Raw genomic sequence first — 17,118 nt, forward strand, 5'->3', positions numbered from 1 at the left:
CCGGGTTGCGGTGACGCCCCGCCGCCACCGCCGGGACGTCAGGGAGTGCCTCGATGAGCGCAGTACGCACGAACGCGGCAGACACGAACGCGCTGCACACGAGCGCGGTACGGATGAGTTCGGCCGTCATGGCCCACCCCTCGCGCAGGGCACAGGCCGAGGAGCTGGCCGCGAGTCTCAGCCTCGACGGCCTGGCGCTGGACCCGGAACCGCCGGGCAGGGGCACGGCCTTACGGACGGCGCTGGTGGCGTGGTCGGCGATGAGCGACGAGGCGACCCACCACCTCGTGGTGCAGGACGACATCGCCGCACCGCCTCAGATGCCGGGCCTCGTCGCCCGCTGCGCCGCCCGCTTCCCCGACGACGCGCTCGTCTTCTACACCAACTGGCACGCCCGTAACGGCGCCGCCGTCCGGCTGGCCGCGCTGACGGGCGCGGGCTGGGTGCGCGCCGTGCCCGAGGAGTTCACCCCGACCCTGGCGACCTGCCTCCCGGCCGCGATGGTCCGGGAGTTTGCCGAGTACGCCCGGGAGCGGGTGGACGACGAGCGGCACGACGACGAGGTGCTCGCCCGGTTCCTGCGCGGCAAGGGGCGCCCCGCCCTGCTGGCCGTGCCCGGGGTGGTGGAGCACATCGGCACCAGCAGCATCAACGGCCACGCCGCACAGGGCGTACGCCGCGTCGCCTGCCCCGTGGACGCGGCCGACGCGGCCCGGTTCCTCCCGGACGGCCGGGTGCTGGAGGACGTCGGACGGCTCCCGTACATGCGGTACGGCGAGGGGTTCCTGCGCGATCCGGAGCGCCCCGTCGGGCCCGACGGCACGGCGCTGCACCTCGGCTGGCCGGAGGCGCTGCCCGCCACCGGCCCCACGGCGGCGCGGCTGCGCGAGCTGACCCGGGAGCACCGCCCCGCCGGTGCCGGGGAGGTGACCCGCCTCTTCGGCGCGCGGTTCGCCGAGGAGTTGTGGATTCACTGCCTGCTGCTGGGCCGGGAGTCCGTCGCGGTGGCGCGGCCGTACGCGCGCACGCCCGTCGCGGCGAACGCGGCCGACGCCGCCGGGCCGGTGCCGGACCCGGTCGCCGCGCGGCTGCGGTCGGCCGCGCTGTCCACCGTCGGGCTCGCGGGGCTGCCGCCGGAGCGGCGCCCCGACGTCCTCCCGGCGCACGCCGACCTGCTCACGGCGTACGCCTGGAGCGCCGTACGGTTCGGGGCGCGCCTCCAGGACTGACCGGTCCCGGCGGCCCGCCACGGTGTACGGCCCCGCCCCGCGCCACCGGGGGCGGGGCGGGGCCGTACACCTACCGCGCCTGCGGTGCCTCCGGCACGTCGTGCAGAATCCACACTGCCGGCTCCCAGTACTCACCCCGATCGCGCCCGTGGTCGATCCGCACCGTCGCCAGCCCCTGCGGGAAGACGTACTCGCCGTCCTCGGGGAAGGCCATCCCCGTCCACGACTCCCACTCGGCGACCGTGCCGGTGATGAGCGACGACCGCGTGCTGGCGGCCGATATCGTGCCTCCGGCGCGCACCTGGGTGCGAATCCAGGGGTCGAACGGCGAGCCGTCCGGGCGCTGCCAGGTCGCGTACCGCTCGATGGGGGTCAGTGGATAGCGCTCCTTCCAGGTGGGGCGCACCGGCACGATCACCCGCGGCAGGCCCGCCGCCCGTGCCGCGTCCACCAGTTGCCGCAGCAGCAGCTTGGAGAGGCCCCTGCCCTGGTGGCCCGGTGCGACCTCGACGCCCAGCGCGCACAGCGCACCGGGTGCGACGCCGGCGTCCAGGTCGCGGAAGGCGGCGGCGATGGAGTCGTCGAGGCCGGGGCCCAGCCCGGCCGCCGTGCCGTCCCAGCCGCGCGGCAGGGCGCGGCCCGCGCCCAGGACGTCGTCCCGCCGCTGGTCGTAGAGGACGAACTGGTGCTCCGCGAAGTCCTTGAACATGCGGTTCCAGTAGTCGCCCGCCCGGTCGTCGTTGATGTCGCCGTGCAGGTTGTACTCGGGCACCACGCCCGCGAACAGCGCGGGGATGCGGTCCCACAGCTCGGGGCGTTCGCTGTGCAGGACCACGGTCACCTCCGCGTCCGGCCCGGTGGCGCTCACGGCACCGACACCTCCCACACGATCACCAGCGGGATGCCGTCCCAGGCGGCGCGGGCCGCGTCGGCGATGTGCTCCTCGTATCCGCCCGGCGCGAGACGGCCGTTGAAGACCGGCTCCTGGCAGTCGCGGACGGTCAGCCCTGCCTCGCGGAAGGCCGCGAAGTAGTCGCCCGCCAGATGCACATGGTTGCGTACGTACGCAAGACGCTCAGATCCGGCCACGAACAGGCACTGGCCCTGGAGCGAGACGACGAACGGGTGCAGGTCCGAGATGATGATCCGGCCGCCCGGGCGTACCACGCGGGCCAGTTCGGCGACGCCGGGCTTCAGGTCCGGCAGGTGGGTCATCGCCAGCGAGCAGACGGCCAGGTCCACCGAGTTGTCGTCCAGCGGGAGCTGCTCCAGCTGCCCCTCGCGGAACGTGGCCGCGGGCGCCTTCTCCCGGGCCTTCTCCAGCATGTGCGGCGACTGGTCCACGCCGATCACGGTGTAGCCGCGCGCCGTGAGCGCCGCCGTCTGGCGGCCGGTGCCGCAGGCGGCGTCGAGGGCGGTGCCCACCGGGCCCTCGTCCAGCAGCGCGTGGACCACGGGTCCCTCGACCTCGTTGAACGAGCTGGGCAGCGAGTCGTAGACCCGGGACCACGCCTCGTAGCCGGCCGCCGGAGTCAGTTCCCGTACGCTCGCCCCGCCGTCCGGGAGCCCTTCGCCCGAGCCCGAGGCGAATTTTCGGATCTCCTCGATCCGTGCTTCCAGGAAGCGTTCGTCGCCGTGGATCGCATGCCGCAGCAGTGCCAGCCCCTCAATGCCAAGAACCAGCTCGCGGACTCGGAATTCACTGTCCATTCGATTCCCTTTTTACTCGGGCGGCAGACGGTCTTCCGTCCTCGCCGCGCTACCCGTTGACCTCGGCCGATACTCTTCGGACCAGCTGGTTGTCCAGAAATGATCCAGTGCGGGCCGGTACTTTTCGAGACGATTGTCGGCCGCCGGAACACCGCATAGCATTCGCGCGACAGCAGCCCGTCAGGCGCGGGCGATTTCCGTACGGAAGGGGTCGGGCGCGGTGATTGAAGGTTATGTGGGCCGGGAGAGTGTGCTCGCCGGAAGCGCGTTGCAGCTGCATGTCTCCACGGACGCCGCGCAATTCCGGGTCCGCTGCTACCGGCTCGGCCGCGAACTGACGTACATGGGCGAGTCGGAGCCGTATCCCGGGGTCCACAGTCCGGCTCCGCCGCATCCCGACGGCGATCCCGCGCACGCCTCGCCCGCCGAGGCGTGGGGCTGGCCGTCCTGCGAACTGCCCGTCCCCGAGGACTGGCCGCCCGGCGTGTACCTCGCCCACTTCGTCGAGGGCGAGGGCGGGGCTGAGGACGGCGCCGGAGCCGGGGAGCCCGTGCCGCTGCTGGCGCCGGACGGCGGCCCCGAGGGGTTCCCGCAGATCGAGGGCTTCGAGCGGGAGTTCTTCGTCGTGCGGCCCCGGGTCCCCGGCCGCACGGCCCGCATCCTGTACAAGAAGTCGACCTTCACCCGGCACGCGTACAACCAGTCCAACCGCACCGGCCTGGTCCGCGCCAGCAACCTCTACGAGCACCCCGTCTACCAGGACGGCACCGGCGGGTCGGGCGGGTCCGGCGGGTCGGGCGGGTCCGGCGGGTCCGGGGAGCAGCCCCGCGGCCACAAGCTGAGCATGCACCGCCCCGGCGGCGTCATCGACCTCGCCTATTGGGACGCCCCCTTCATCGCCTGGCTGGAGCGCGGCGGGTACGACGTGGAGTACTGCACCGACCAGGACCTGCACGCCGACCCCGACCTGCTCGCCCCCTACGACCTGCTGCTGAGCGTGGGCCACGACGAGTACTGGAGCGCCGCCATGCGCACCCGGGTGGCCGACTTCGTGCGCGGCGGCGGGAACGTCGCCTTCCTCAGCGCGAACACCTGCTGGTGGCGGGTCCATCTCACGGACGACGACACCGCGTTCGTCTCGGACACCGACCACCAGGTCGGCGAGGAGTACCCGCACCTGCCGGCCACCGACCTGTGGTGGCACCCGGCGCCCGGCGGGGTGGGCGAGCCGGAGAACACCCTGACCGGCGTCAGCTTCCGCAACGGCGGCATGTGGCCGGGCGACTGGCCGGGCGACCGGCCCCGCGCGGGCTACACGGTGCAGCACGCCGACCACTGGGTCTTCGAGGGCACCGGGCTGCGCGACGGCTCCGGCGGCGGCCGGCCCGACGCGCTCGGCGCCGGGACGGGGCTGATCGGCTACGAATGCGACGGCGCGGCGTTCGCGTACGACGAGACGGGCACCGCCCGCGCCACCGGAGTGGACGGTACCCCCGAGTCGTTCCTGATCCTGGGCCTGTACGTGCTCGACCCGGTGCACGAGGACTTCCACCACCTGAAGTGGGGTCACTGGAACTGCCCGGCGCGCGAACCGGAGATCACCGGTCCGCGCGCCGCCACGATGGGCATCCACACCTCCGCCGAGCCAGGCGGCGGCACGGTCTTCACCGCGGGCACCACCGACTGGCCGGTGGTGTGCGGACGGGAACTGGACGCGGGCGTCACCCGGGTGACCCGCAACCTGCTGGACCGGCTGGGCCGCCGGGGCGGCTGAGACCGGCGGGCCAGTCGTCCAGCAGGCCGCCGAGCGCGTGCAGGGTGGAGACCCGCGCGGCCCCGTCCACCAGCGGCGGGGCCGCACCCTCCACCGCCCGGTCCTCCTCGCGCCACAGGTGCACCGCCCGCATCCCGGCGGCCAGCGGTCCGATCACGTCCGCCTGCCACATGTCGCCGACGAAGAGCGCCTGACCGGGCGGGGTGCCGCACCGCTCCAGGACCGTGCGGTAGATGAGCGGGTGCGGCTTGCGCGCGCCCGCCCGCGCCGAGCTGACCGCGACGTCCACCGCCCCGGCCAGCCCGACCGTCTCCAGGGCCCGTTCCAGATCCCAGTACCAGTTGGAGCACACCGCGATCCGCAGGCCCCGGTCGCGCAGCGCGCCCAGTGCTTGGAGGGTGTCGGCGAAGAGCGCCAGGCGCAGGCTCTTCATCGACCGGTCGATCTCGGTCACGAGCGCCTGGACGCGGGACTCGGGCACGCCGCAGGTACGCGCCCGGTGCCGCAGTCGCTCCAACTCCCATGCCAGGTAGGCATGTTCGCTGACGGAGTGCGCCGTGTGCTCCTCGCCGTCCGCAGGGCCGACCGACCACTGGTCGCCCCAGCGCACGGCCTGCGCGGGCAGGCCGTGGCGCAGGAAGACCGCCCGGTGGCTGGGCGGCAGCGGCGGCACCATCCGCACGAGCGTGCCGTAGAAGTCGAAGACCACCACGCGGACCCGGCCACCGTCCCGGCCGCCGCCACCGCTGCCGCCTGCGTTCAAGACGGCATCAGAACCTTCCGTACCGGCGCGGGAAGTAGTCCTCCAGCGACCCCTCGCGCTCGATGTCGACGGTGGCGCAGTGCAGGCCGCCCCCGAACGGGCCGACCGCGCGGAAGGGCACCGGCACGATCTCGAAGCCGTAGGCCGACAGCTGCTCGGACAGCCGGACCTCCTTCTCCTCGATGCACAGCGTGTTCGCGTCGAGGTTGAGCATGTTCCCCGCCAGCCACGGGGAGCAGTACGACAGCTTGGGCGGGTGGTCCCAGCTGGCGGGCTGCACCGCCTCGACGATCTCCCAGTCGTTGAGCTTGAAGAACTCCATCAGCTCGGCGTCGGCGAGCCGTTCGCCGCAGTGCAGCACCAGGCCGGGCCGCAGCGGCACCCAGGTCGCGTCGATGTGCAGCGGGTGGGTGTTGGTCGAGGTCACCGCGTGCACCCGGTGGTCGGGGAAATGGCGTTTGAGCCATTTGTAGCCGCTGCGGTTGGTGACGAAGGAGAGCTGGACGAAGAGGTCCTTGCCGAAGCGCGCGACGTCGGCCGCGTCGAACAGGGGCTCCTCCTCGGTGAGCACCAGCTCGTAGTCGCGGACCCGGCGCAGCTGCTCCTCGGTGGGCAGCGTGTTGTAGGTGTCCCAGAAGTCGGTGTGGTAACTCGCGTCGGTGAGGCGCGGCTTGGGCGCGGCCTCCCAGCGCATCCGGTCGTCGGCGTCGAAGAGCTTCTTCAGGAGCGGCCGGTAGCACAGGTACTCGTACCACCGGCTGCGATAGGACATGGTCGCTTCCAGCACCTCGTTGCCCACCGTCAGCAGCAGGTCGCGAGGGGGCATGCAGCCCGACATGGTGTCCTGCGTCCAGTCAGGGGTGGAGACCTGCCGGCTGAAGTCGACCGGGTCCGGGCGGTCCACCCGGATACCGCGACGGCGGAGCATCGCGGTGAAGTTGTCCAGCTGCTCGTTGGCCTCGGCCGTCATGTCGGCGGGCATGGGGCCGTAGGTGCCCAGCGGGTAGCCGTCGTCCGGAAAGTCCCGTCGGACAGCGGGTTCGGGCGCCTGCACCACCGTGTTATCGGCGCGCCCGACGACGACGTGGCGCAACGGATCCCAGCCGTTCCATGAGTTGACCCGTATGGGGCCGGTGTCCGATTCCGCAAGCGTCGTGCCGTACTCAGTCACGTGCCACACCCTTCGATCGGGAACGTGGGAGACACGCGAGTCAAAGTGAGGCAGACGGGGCGTCACCGTCAAGGGTGGCCTGGTCACACACCGCACTGTTTGCGTCAAGTCTCGGCGGCTTGCGGACCATGCCACTGGCCCTTGATCATGGTATAGACCAATGGCCCCAAGGGGTCTGTCCTTTGCCGGGCGGCCCTGCCCCGTTCCAGCTATCTGGCTGGAATAAATCCCCTGTGTGGATTCCCGTTTACGGCGGGGTAGGTACGGGATCGGCGTTGACCCCCCCTCGGGACGGAGCGCACCATGGCAGAGCGCACATCTCGTTTCTCCACAGGATTGGCGGCAGCTGTCGCCTTGCTGACCGTATTAGCAGGGTGCAGCAGCGACTCGGGCGATTCGTCGGCGGAATCCGGCGATCTCACGGTGTGGCTCACCGTGGACGCGGAGCAGGTATGGCCGGGCTTGGTGGAATCGACCAACAAGCGCTTCGCGAAGGACCATCCCGACGTCAAGGTGAAAGTCCAGTACCAGCAGTGGAACAGCAAGAACCAGAAGATCGACGCCGCGCTGGCGGGCCAGAAGGTCCCGGATATCGTGGAAATGGGCAACAGCGAGACGACCAATTACATCATCAACGGCGCATTCGCCGAGGTCGACCCGAAGGACTACGATAATTCGAAGGACTGGCTGCCCGCGCTGGAGACGGCCTGTCAGCAGGACGGCAAGACCTACTGTGTGCCTTATTACGTGGGTGCGCGGGTCGGTATCTACCGCACCGACCTCTACAAGAAGGCCGGTCTTGACGGCCCGCCCAAGACGTATACCGAGTTGCTGTCCGACCTGGGCACGCTCAAGAAGAAGTTCGGCGCCGAGGACGACAAGTTCTCCGCGATGTACATGCCCGGCCGCTACTGGTACGCCGCGATGGCGTTCATCAAGGACGCGGGCGGCGAGATGGCGGTGGAGAAGGACGGCCGCTGGCAGGGCGCGATGTCCTCGCCCGCCTCCGTCAAGGGGCTGACCGCCTGGTACGAGCTGCTCGACAACTACCACGTCGGGGACCGCACCAAGGACAACGCCGACGAGCCCGCGATCGTCGGCCAGGGCCACGTCGGCATGTTCTACGGCAACACCTGGGAGGCGATGGCCGCCACCGACAAGCGCTCCGGCGGCAACCCCGAGCTGAAGGGCAAGTTCGACACGTTCGCCTTCCCCGGCCCCTCGGGCAAGGTGCTGCCGCCCTTCCTCGGCGGCTCCACCCTCGCCATCCCCGCCAAGTCCAAGAAGCAGGAGATGGCGGCCGACTGGATCAGCATCTTCACCAACAGCGCCTCGCAGCGTGAGCTGATCAAGGTGGACACGCTGCCGAACAACACGGCACAGCTGGACGAGGTGCCGGCCGACGGCGTCAACGGACCGGCCGCCGAGGCCGCCAAGCGCGGCTGGGTCACCCCGCTCGCCCCCGGCTGGGTGGCGGTGGAGAAGTCCAACATCATGCAGGAGATGCTCCAGGCCATCGCGACGGGCAAGAAGTCCGTGAAGGCGGCGGCGCAGGACGCCGACCGCAGAATCGACGAAGTGATCAACGAGAACTGACCGCGACGGCCGGCCGGTTCGCCCGGCCGGCCCGAGCCGGTCCAGCTCCACGGGGGAGCGGTCGGAAGACCGCTGGGGGTGTCGTCGCACGCGCAGGTGCGCGCCACAGGCGCGGGACGCCCCCGAATCGCACAGCACACGCGTACGGACCGCATACGCACGCGTACGCCCGCACCCGGCGCGGACGAGTACCCGAGGAGCACTCCGTCATGGAAACCGCGCATCCGCCGCGCTCCGGCACCGGGCCGAAGGCCCCGTCCGCGCGCCGCAGCCGCAGCCACCGCCACCGCAGGCCGCCTGCGGCCCGGTCCGGCCCCCGCACCCCCGGGGGCCCGGCCCGGCCCCGCCGGGTGCTGCCCTACCTGCTCGTCGCGCCCACCGTGCTGGCACTGTCCGCAGTGCTCGGCTACCCGCTGGTCAAGCTGTTCCTGCTGTCCTTCCAGGACATGACCCGCAAGGAGCTGTTCGCGGGCACGGACCCGCCCTGGGCCGGGGTCGAGCAGTACCGGTCGATCTTCACCGACGGGTTCTTCTGGGAGGTCGTCGGCCGCACCGCGCTCTTCACCGTGGTGTGCGTCGGTCTCACCATGGGGCTGGCGATGGGCGTCGCCCAGCTGCTCCGCCACGTCGACCGGTGGGTGCGGGTGACGATGACCGCCGTGCTCGTCGCCGTCTGGGCGATGCCGATCATGGTGGCGTCGGCGGTCTTCCGCTGGCTGACCGACACCGACCACGGCGTCGTCAACTGGCTGCTGAGCCTGCTGCCCGGCGTGGACTTCACCGGGCACCACTGGTTCGCCAACCCCTGGCAGGGTTTCACCGTCATCGTGCTGGTCGTCGTCTGGGGCGCCATCCCGTTCGCGGCCATCACCCTGCACGCCGCGCTCACCCAGGTCCCGGCGGAACTGGAGGAGGCGGCACGGGTGGACGGCGCGCGCGGCTGGAAGCTCTTCCGCAGCGTCACCTTCCCGGTCATCAAACCGGCCTTCGTGATGGTCACCGCGCTCATGGCCATCTGGGACTTCGGGGTCTTCAACCAGATCTGGCTGATGCGCGGCGGCACGCCCGAGAAGGACTACTACCTGCTGGGCGTCTACTCCTTCACCGAGTCCTTCGCCGTCAACGAGTACAGCTCCGGTGCGGCCATCGCGGTGATCACGGTGCTGATGCTGCTGGCCGGCGCCGTCGTCTACCTGCGTCAGCTGCTGAAGATGGGGGAGGTCGAGTGAGCGGCACCGTCACGAGCCGCGCGAGCGGCAAGGCCGTCACGAGCCGCAAGGCCGGCGCGAGCGGTACGGGCCGCCGCCGCCGTCGCCGCGGTAGGCGCCTGGCCAACACGCTGGGCCTGGTCTTCAGCGCGCTGATGGCCTTCCCCCTCTACTGGATGGTGCTCACGGCGCTGCGCCCCGCGTCCGAGATCCGCGCCTGGCCGCCCAAGTTCTGGCCCAGCGGGCTGACCCTGGAGCACTTCGAGCGGGCGATGGCGACGCCGACGTTCTGGTCCAACGTCCGCTCCAGCGTGATCGTCGGTGTGGGCACCGTGGTCGTCTCGCTGCTCATCGGCACGCTCGCCGCGTTCGCCGTGGCCCGGTTCAACTTCCTGGGCCGAAAGGCGTTCGTGCTGGTGATCCTCTCCGTCCAGATGATCCCGCTGGCCGGGCTGATCATCCCGATCTACCTGCTGCTCAGCGACATGGGGCTCACCGACAGCCTGGCCGGCGTCATCCTCACCTACCTGGTGTTCATGCTGCCTTTCACGGTCTGGCTGCTGCGCGGCTTCATCATCGGCATCCCGGTGGAGCTGGAGGAGGCCGCGATGGTCGACGGGTGCACCCGCTTCGGCGCGTTCCGCCGGGTGGTCCTGCCGCTGCTCGCGCCCGGCCTGGTCGCCACCTCCATCTACTCACTGGTGCAGGCGTGGAACGAGTACGTGCTCGTCTACGTGCTGCTCTCCACCAACGACAAGCAGACCCTGAGCATCTGGCTGGTCTCCTTCCAGACCAGCTTCGGCACGGACTACGGCGGAATGATGGCGGGCGCCACGCTCACCGCGCTCCCCGTGCTGATCTTCTTCATGATCGTCCAGCGCCGGCTCGCGGCCGGCCTCGCGGCGGGGGCGGTGAAGGGATGACGGAGCGACGACCGTACGGCCGCACCCCGGACGCGGTGCGGCACCCGGGCACCGGCGAGGTGCCCGGCTGGGGCCGCAGCTGGGGCCGCGGCTGGGGATGGTGCTGGGGCTGGGGCTGCGGACGCGGCCGGGCACCTCCACCGGGGACTCGCGGCCCCTCGCACGCGATTCCGTGCGGAGTACCGGCACGCAGCCGTGCCCCTCCGCGCCCTGCAACTCAGCAACCTCAGCACTGATGGAGAAACACTGTGCAGACTGACCGCCTGGATCTGGTCTCCAAGCTGTACCAGCCCTCCGGCTGGCCGCGGGTACTGGAGGCGGCGTCCGGCGCCGCCACCTCCGGCCCGCTCGTGGTGGATCTCGACCCCACCACCTTCTGCGACCTGGCCTGCCCCGAGTGCATCAGCGGGAAGTTACTCAACCAGGGCCGGTTCACCCCGGAACGGCTGGCCGAACTGGCCGGCGAACTCGTGGAGATGTCCGTCCACGCCGTCGTCCTCATCGGCGGGGGCGAACCTCTGGCCCACCGCGGCACCCGCAAGGTGCTGCGCGTCCTCGGCGAGGCGGGCATAGCCGTCGGCGTCGTGACCAACGGGACCCTCATCAACCAGAACCTGGCCGAACTGGCGGAGTACGCCAGCTGGGTGCGCGTCTCCATGGACGCGGGTACGAGCGACACCTACCGGCTCTTCCGGCCGGACCGCAAGGGCCGCAGCGTCTTCGACAAGGTGATCGCCAACATGCGGATGCTGGCGGCGGCCAAGAAGGGCGCGCTGGGCTACTCGTTCCTCATCATGAGCCGCCAGGAGCCTGACGGCACCGTGGTCAGCAACCACCAGGAGGTGCTGGAGGCGGCGGAGCTGGCCCATGACATCGGATGCGACTACTTCGAGACCAAAGCCATGTTCGACGACGGCCACCACATCGTGCAGGTGGCGCAGGAGACCCTGGACTCCGTCGACGACCAGCTGGAGAAGGCCGCCCGGCTGGAGGACGACACCTTCCAGATCATCAACTCCTCCACCCTGACCTCGCTGCGCAAGCGGGTCGGGGCGGTGCAGCCCAAGGACTACCACCGCTGCGCGGTGGCCGAACTGCGCACCCTGGTCACCCCGTCCGGGGTGTACGTCTGCTCCTACCACCGGGGCAACTCGGGGGCGAAGATCGGCGACGCGGTCACCGAGAGCCTGGCCGACATCTGGCGCGACTCCGACCGGGGCATCATCGACCCGAGCCGGGACTGCCGCTTCCACTGCGCCCGGCACATCTCCAACCTCGAACTGGAGAAGATAGGCAAGGGCGTGCCCGCGCCCGAACCCGGTACCGACTACGACCCGTTCATCTAGTTCCCGGACGCCTGGGACCCCACGCGAGAGGGGCCCGCTGCCCGGCCTGTGGCCGGGCAGCGGGCCCCCGCGTACGGTTCAGCCGCGCGCGCCGCCGCCCGTACGGCCCGCGCCGCCCGCGCTGCCCGCGCCGTGCGGCTCCGCCGTCCAGCCCGGCAGGCCCGGCGCCGCACCGGCCGGGATCACCCGGGCCCGGGGCTGCACCGGCCGGAACGCGTCGCGCAGCGCCTTCGCGATCTCCGCCCGGTCCGCCGCCCGGCAGATCCCCACCAGCGCCCCGCCGCCACCGGCGCCGCTCAGCTTCAGCGGCAGTCCGGCGGCGCGCAGCGCCAGTACGCGCAACTCCTCCAGCGTCGGCGTCGACATCTCCTGGAGGTCCCGCATGGCCTCGTGCGCCTCGCTCATCGCGATGCCCAGCGCGACCAGGTCGCGGCTGCCCAGCGCCGCCCAGACCGCCGCCGAGGCGTCGTCCGTCCGGGAGAGGTAGCCGGCCAGCCGTGCGTCACCGGCGGCCAGTTGGGCCCGCACGGTGCGGATGTGGTCCCCGGTGTCCTTGCGGGTGGCCGAGTCGACCACCAGGACGGCCCACTCCGCCGGGAACCGCGCCTGCTCCCGCACCTCGGGCAGCCCCCGCGTACGGCCGCCCAGCAGCAGCGCGTCCCCGGCGATGACCGCGAGGTGGTCCATGCCGCCGCCGTTGAACACGGCGAACTCGAACTCGTACGCCCACTGCGCCAGCGTACGGGCGGAGACGTCCGCCCCCGGCGCGCAGGCGTCCGTGAACGCCCGGAAGAGCGCCACGATCAGCGCCGTCGACGACGACAGCCCGCTGGCCGCGGGCGCGTCGCTGCGTACGGTGACGGCCGGCGGGCGCCGCCCCAGCCCCAGCGAGGGCTGCCGGGTGCGCAGCCACTGCCACACCTCGTCGGCCCAGCCGCTCTCCGTGCACGGGCCGCCGGGGCGGCCGGTGGGCACCTCCACCGTGGTCGTCAGGTCCAGGGCCAGGCTGACGGACCGGCCGCCGAGCCAGTCCAGGTCCTCGCCCGAGAGGCAGGCCCGGCAGGGCACCACCGCACGGGCGGCGGGGCCGGCCGCGCCCGGTACCGCCGGCCCGCCCGCCGCGGGCTCGGCGCCGGTCTGGGGACGTGCGTTCGCGTGCGCGCTCACCGGGCCTGGAACCTTCCTGTAGTGCGGTACTCCCGGAACATCTCCAGGACGACCGGTGTGGGCGGGTGCACGGGACGCGGCACCTCGGTCAGCTCGCGGAACTCCGCCTGCCGCACCTCCGCCGGATTCGGGCGCAGCGTCCCCGACCAGCGCCGGGCCGCGAAGCACAGCGCGAAGCAGTGGGTCACGTCGCCGCCCGGATAGGTGAGCGTGTGGACGCCGGGGTCGGAGAGCGAGCCGAACGCCTCCAGATCGGCCCGCTCCACCCGCAGCCCGGTCTCCTCCCGCAGCTCGCGCACCGCCGTCCCCGCGAAGTCGCTGCCCTCCTCGCAGGCCCCGGCGGGCAGCTCCCACACCCCGGTGTCGGCCCGCTGCTGGAAGAGACCGCGCCCGGCCTCGTCCAGCAGCAGCACCTGGGCGCCGGGGACGAGCAGCAGCCGGCTGCCCACCGACTGCCGCAGCGACCAGACGTAGGAGCCGGCATAGCTCATGCGGCCGACTCGCTCAGCCAGTCGGGCAACGCCTGCGGGTTGTCGGCCAGCCAGCGCACGTAACGGTCCACGCCCTCGCGCACGCTGATGGACGCCGACCAGCGCAGCAGCTCGCGCGTACGCCGGGTCGAGGCGAAGCCGCCCAGCGGGTCGCCCGGCGGGAGCGGCGTGGTCACGAACCGGGCGTCCGGGAAGTGCGCGGCGATCATCTCGCCCACCGCACGGACCGAAGTCGGCGTCCCCGTACCGACGTTGACCGTCTGACCGGCCATGCCCTCCTCGGTCAGGGCCAGGGCGGTGGCCGCCGCCACGTCCTCGACGTGCACCAGGTCCCGCACCTGCACCCCGCCGCCGTTGAGCTGCATCGGGCGGCCGAGGCGGGCCTGCATCGTCAGCCACGGCACCATCCACGAGTGGCTGCCGGGCTTGGGAACCTGCGGGTCGCCGTAGACGGAGAAGTAGCGCAGCACCGCGTACTCGGTGCTGTCCGAGCCGCCGAGCATCAGCCGCGTCTGGTGCTCGGCCCACAGCTTGGAGTTCGCGTAGACGGAGAGCGGCAGCGGCGTGTGCTCCTCCCGGAACTCCTGCGGTCCCTCGACGGACGGGTCGCCGTTGCCGTAGACGGCCGCCGAGGACACCATGACCAGCCGCCGCACCCGCGCGGCCACCGTCTCCTCCAGCACCACCTCGGTGCCCTCCAGGTTGGCGCGGAAGGCGACATCGGGGTGCCGGGTACACGCGGCCACGTCCGCGTACGCCGCCGCGTGCACCACGTGGTCCGCACCGGCCAGCAGCTGGCGGACGACCTCGCGGTCGCGGATGTCGCCGCGCACCACCTTCACGCCGAGCGCGTCCACGCCGAAGAGCGTGTGCACGGCGCCCGGATACGCGTCCATCCGGTCGAGCACCGTCACCTCGGCGCCCGCCCGGTGGAGCAGCCCCACTAACCGGCTGCCGACCAGGCCCCCGCCCCCGGTGACCACGACACGTGCGCCGCGCAGGCTCTCCAGCCGCGCGGGGACGGAGGCGCCGGCCACCGGGCCGGCCGCCGCTTCCGTCGGGCCCCCGCTCCCGGTGCCGGGGCTCCGCTCGTGGCGGCCGATGCCGGGGGTCTCGCCGGTGCTGCCGGTGGCCGCGTCGCTGCTGTGCTCTTTCGGTGCCGCTGACATGGGAAGCCTCTCCGTGGACGCTGAGGAACTGCTGTGACGGGACGGGCCCGTGGGGTCATCATGACGAGCGGAATTGGTCTGTGCCAGAGGGCCTTTTCGGCTGTCTTGCGGCGTCGATACCGGCAGCCGTACTGTCCGATTCCAGTAGAGACCGGAGCTGCGGCCCGGTGGACCAGTGGAGGATCTGTGACGCGTGACCGGAGGACCGACGTCGTGCTCAGCGGTGCGGTGATGACCCACCCCAAGCGCCTGCCAGCCGCGGAACGCCTGGCCTCGGGGGCGCCGCCGGGCGCGTTACGGGTCGTCATGGACCCCGACCCCGGCGGGCGTCCCTCGGTGCTGCGCACCGCGCTGGCCGCATGGTCGGCCATCGAGGACGGGGCCACCCACCACCTGGTGGTTCAGGACGACATGATCCTGTCCGAAAGTTTCTTCCGACGGGCCCGCCGGGCGGTCGAGGAGATGCCGGACGCCGCGCTCGCGCTCTTCGCGCTCTGGGATTCGCGCAACGGCGCTGCGGCCCGGCTCGGCGCCATGGCCGGAGCGCGCTGGGTCGGCGCGGTGGGGGAGTACTTCCCCTGCGTCGCGATCATCCTGCCCCGGCACGTGGCCACCGGCTTCGCCGCGTACGGCAGGCGGCGGCTGGGCGGCTGGCCCGACGACATCCTGATGAGCCGCTACCTGCGCGCCCACCGCGTCCCCGGCTACGTCGCGGTGCCCAGCTTCGCCGAACACGAGGACCACGGCAGCATCTCGGGCAACGCCTTCCGCGGGCCCCGCCGTTCGGTGTGCTTCCCGCCGCCGGACGCGCCCGCGCACGAGCCCGCGCAGCACGAGGGCGCGCGGCTGACCGGCCTGCGAGTGGTGCCGTTCCACAAGCAGGGACTCGCCCAGTGCCTCGTACGGCAGGACGGCCCCGGGCCGGAGCGCTGGCTGCACCTGGGCTGCGAGCAGTACCTCGAAGGCGCCGGGGTGCGCACCGAGCGGCTGGTCCCGGAAGCGGACGCGTCCCTGCCGGACGGGGGCCGCGCCGCCTGGCTCACCGCGTACACCATGGGCTTCGTCTCCCGGCGCGAGCGGCACCGGTGCGCGGAGGGCGTGGTCGACCCGGCCGTGCTGGACGAATGCCTCGCCACCGTGGGGTCCGGCGGCATCAGCCACACGGCCACGGAGGAGCAGATCGAGGAGCGGCGCGCCGCGCTGACGCGCCTGGTGCGCGCGGGGCTGGCTGCGGGCCTGGAGGCGGGGGACGCGCCCGGCACGTCCCCCGCCTCCGGCACGGTACGGCGGCCCGCCCGTGCCGGGAGAGTCGGCGTGTACGGCGCGGCGACGCCGCTGGGCGAGCACCTCGTGCGGGCGCTGGCCGACCGGGGCCACCGGGTCACCGCGCTGCGCCCCGGCGCCCGTACGGAGGAGGGCTGCCACGCGCTGCTGGACCTGCGTGGCCTGAACTCGACGGCCGGCGCGGCCACGTTCTCGCTGCGCTTCCCCGCCGGAGCACCGGGCGGCGACCCGGGCGGCGCGTCGTACACCGTGGACGCGGGCGACCTCTACGGGCCCGGCTGCGCGCGCGAGACGGTGATCGGGCGACTGGTCTGGGACGCGCTGCGCAGCCGCCCGCTGCGCCCGGACACCACCCGGCGCGAGCCGCTGCGCCCGCTGCACACCGCGGACCTGGCCGACGCGCTCTGCCTGCTGCTGGAACGGCCGCCCGCGGAGCGGGAGCTGTCCCTCGCGGACTTCGACCCGCACCCCGTCGCCGAGCTGGCCGCGGCCGTGCGCGAGGCGGTCCGCCCGGTGCCGCTGGCCGCGGTCCCCGCCGGGGAGGAGGCGTCCGAGCCCGCGGCGGCGGACGGGCAGCGGGTGCCGGCACCGCCCGCGCCGCCGGGCTGGAAACCCGCCATGGGGCTGCGGCTCGGGCTGCACTCGTTCGCCCAGTGGCTGGCCTACGAGGGCATCCACCTGTCCCCGGACACGGACGACCCGGCCCCCGACTGACGCCCGGCACCTGGCGGCCGGGCCCCGCCGGTTGCCGGACGCGGCGCCTCGCGAGGCGGGGGCACCTCCCGGCGAAGCCGGAGGAGAGTGCCCCCGCTCTCGTCGCGCGTCCGGCACCGCACCATGTCAGGCGGTCGGAGCCGCCCACGTACGGCCCGGTACGAGGATGGGCCTCCGCCCGGCGAACGCGCTCGGCCTCCGGAGAAGCGGAAGTGAGGGCCGAGACGGAGAGAGCGCAGCGAACGCAGTGCACCGGACGCCGCACAGCCCCGCCTGAGGCCGTACGCCGACAGGGCCTAGTGCCGCGTCGGGCAAGGTTTGCCCGGTAGCGAGGCGTCCTGGTGCGGTCGGCCGGAAGGCGCCTGATCGGCCTCGTAGTGGGCTACTCGGTCGATCGGGCAACGCAGCGGATGGGCGTGCCAGGGCGGCGAGCGGGGTGAACCTTGCCTGACGCGGCACTAAGGGCTGTCCCGTAATCCGCGGTGGATCAGCGCACGGCGTCAGATGCGGTGCCCTGCAAGGCGGAGGGTCGTCCTCATACCGGGCCGTATTCGGACGATCCGACAACGCGGC

At 72.4% G+C, this 17,118-nt stretch carries 14 protein-coding genes; 7 read left to right on the top strand and 7 right to left on the bottom strand.

Annotated features, from left to right (window positions below; translation table 11 throughout):
* Window positions 1-53: 53 nt before the first annotated feature.
* Entirely contained in the window at window positions 54-1,229 is a 1,176-nt protein-coding gene (locus tag H299_RS32865; RefSeq protein ID WP_051262227.1) for a hypothetical protein, read from the top strand.
* A 70-nt stretch (window positions 1,230-1,299) separates the two neighbouring features.
* Here H299_RS32865 and H299_RS0108235 read toward each other — a convergent pair whose 3' ends face one another.
* Complete coding sequence (locus H299_RS0108235; protein WP_486587188.1) at window positions 1,300-2,097, bottom strand: GNAT family N-acetyltransferase; 798 nt, start codon at window positions 2,095-2,097, stop codon at window positions 1,300-1,302.
* Window positions 2,094-2,939, bottom strand: a complete 846-nt coding sequence (locus tag H299_RS32870; RefSeq protein ID WP_037758137.1) for a methyltransferase domain-containing protein — start codon at window positions 2,937-2,939, stop codon at window positions 2,094-2,096. Before H299_RS32870 ends, H299_RS0108235 begins: the two co-directional genes overlap by 4 nt.
* A 220-nt stretch (window positions 2,940-3,159) precedes the next feature.
* Between H299_RS32870 and H299_RS0108245 the strand changes: the two genes are divergently transcribed.
* On the top strand, window positions 3,160-4,713 hold the full coding sequence (locus H299_RS0108245; RefSeq protein ID WP_027748030.1) for a N,N-dimethylformamidase beta subunit family domain-containing protein: 1,554 nt from the start codon (window positions 3,160-3,162) through the stop codon (window positions 4,711-4,713).
* On the opposite strand, the gene H299_RS32875 is transcribed toward H299_RS0108245, so the two are convergent.
* Window positions 4,661-5,476, bottom strand: coding sequence for an HAD family hydrolase (locus tag H299_RS32875; RefSeq protein WP_486587189.1), 816 nt, complete (start codon window positions 5,474-5,476; stop codon window positions 4,661-4,663). The two genes, H299_RS0108245 and H299_RS32875, sit on opposite strands and share 53 nt — an antisense overlap.
* 7 nt (window positions 5,477-5,483) lie before the next feature.
* Window positions 5,484-6,647: a serine/threonine protein kinase gene (locus tag H299_RS0108255; RefSeq protein WP_027748031.1), complete on the bottom strand. Its 1,164-nt coding sequence runs from the start codon at window positions 6,645-6,647 to the stop codon at window positions 5,484-5,486.
* Between the two features lie 303 nt (window positions 6,648-6,950).
* Between H299_RS0108255 and H299_RS0108260 the strand changes: the two genes are divergently transcribed.
* The 4 genes from H299_RS0108260 (at window position 6,951) to H299_RS0108275 (ending at window position 11,720) form a co-directional block, all read left to right on the top strand.
* A complete protein-coding gene (locus H299_RS0108260; protein ID WP_027748032.1) occupies window positions 6,951-8,243 on the top strand; it encodes an extracellular solute-binding protein in 1,293 nt (430 codons plus the stop codon).
* Window positions 8,244-8,452: 209 nt separating this feature from the next.
* A complete protein-coding gene (locus H299_RS0108265) occupies window positions 8,453-9,472 on the top strand; it encodes a carbohydrate ABC transporter permease (protein ID WP_078512555.1) in 1,020 nt (339 codons plus the stop codon).
* Window positions 9,469-10,374, top strand: coding sequence for a carbohydrate ABC transporter permease (locus tag H299_RS0108270; protein WP_051262228.1), 906 nt, complete (start codon window positions 9,469-9,471; stop codon window positions 10,372-10,374). Before H299_RS0108265 ends, H299_RS0108270 begins: the two co-directional genes overlap by 4 nt.
* 248 nt (window positions 10,375-10,622) lie before the next feature.
* A complete protein-coding gene (locus tag H299_RS0108275) occupies window positions 10,623-11,720 on the top strand; it encodes a radical SAM protein (protein ID WP_027748035.1) in 1,098 nt (365 codons plus the stop codon).
* Between the two features lie 78 nt (window positions 11,721-11,798).
* Here H299_RS0108275 and H299_RS0108280 read toward each other — a convergent pair whose 3' ends face one another.
* The 3 genes from H299_RS0108280 to H299_RS0108290 are packed head-to-tail and all read right to left on the bottom strand — an operon-like array spanning window position 11,799 to window position 14,547.
* Window positions 11,799-12,887 (bottom strand): GHMP family kinase ATP-binding protein, encoded by a 1,089-nt coding sequence (locus H299_RS0108280; RefSeq protein WP_078512556.1) that lies wholly within the window; start codon window positions 12,885-12,887, stop codon window positions 11,799-11,801.
* Window positions 12,884-13,378, bottom strand: a complete 495-nt coding sequence (locus H299_RS0108285; RefSeq protein WP_027748037.1) for an NUDIX domain-containing protein — start codon at window positions 13,376-13,378, stop codon at window positions 12,884-12,886. The genes H299_RS0108280 and H299_RS0108285 overlap by 4 nt, the downstream gene beginning before the upstream one ends.
* Window positions 13,375-14,547 carry an NAD-dependent epimerase/dehydratase family protein gene (locus tag H299_RS0108290; protein WP_078512557.1) on the bottom strand — a complete coding sequence of 391 codons (1,173 nt, stop codon included), beginning with the start codon at window positions 14,545-14,547 and terminating at the stop codon, window positions 13,375-13,377. Before H299_RS0108290 ends, H299_RS0108285 begins: the two co-directional genes overlap by 4 nt.
* Window positions 14,548-14,733: 186 nt before the next feature.
* On the opposite strand from H299_RS0108290, the gene H299_RS37465 reads away from it, so the two are divergent.
* The gene (locus H299_RS37465) at window positions 14,734-16,545 is read left to right on the top strand and encodes a hypothetical protein (RefSeq protein ID WP_051262229.1); all 1,812 of its coding nucleotides are present in this window, start codon (window positions 14,734-14,736) and stop codon (window positions 16,543-16,545) included.
* The last annotated feature ends 573 nt before the right edge of the window (window positions 16,546-17,118 follow it).

It is taken from the genome of Streptomyces sp. CNH287 (assembly GCF_000424825.1).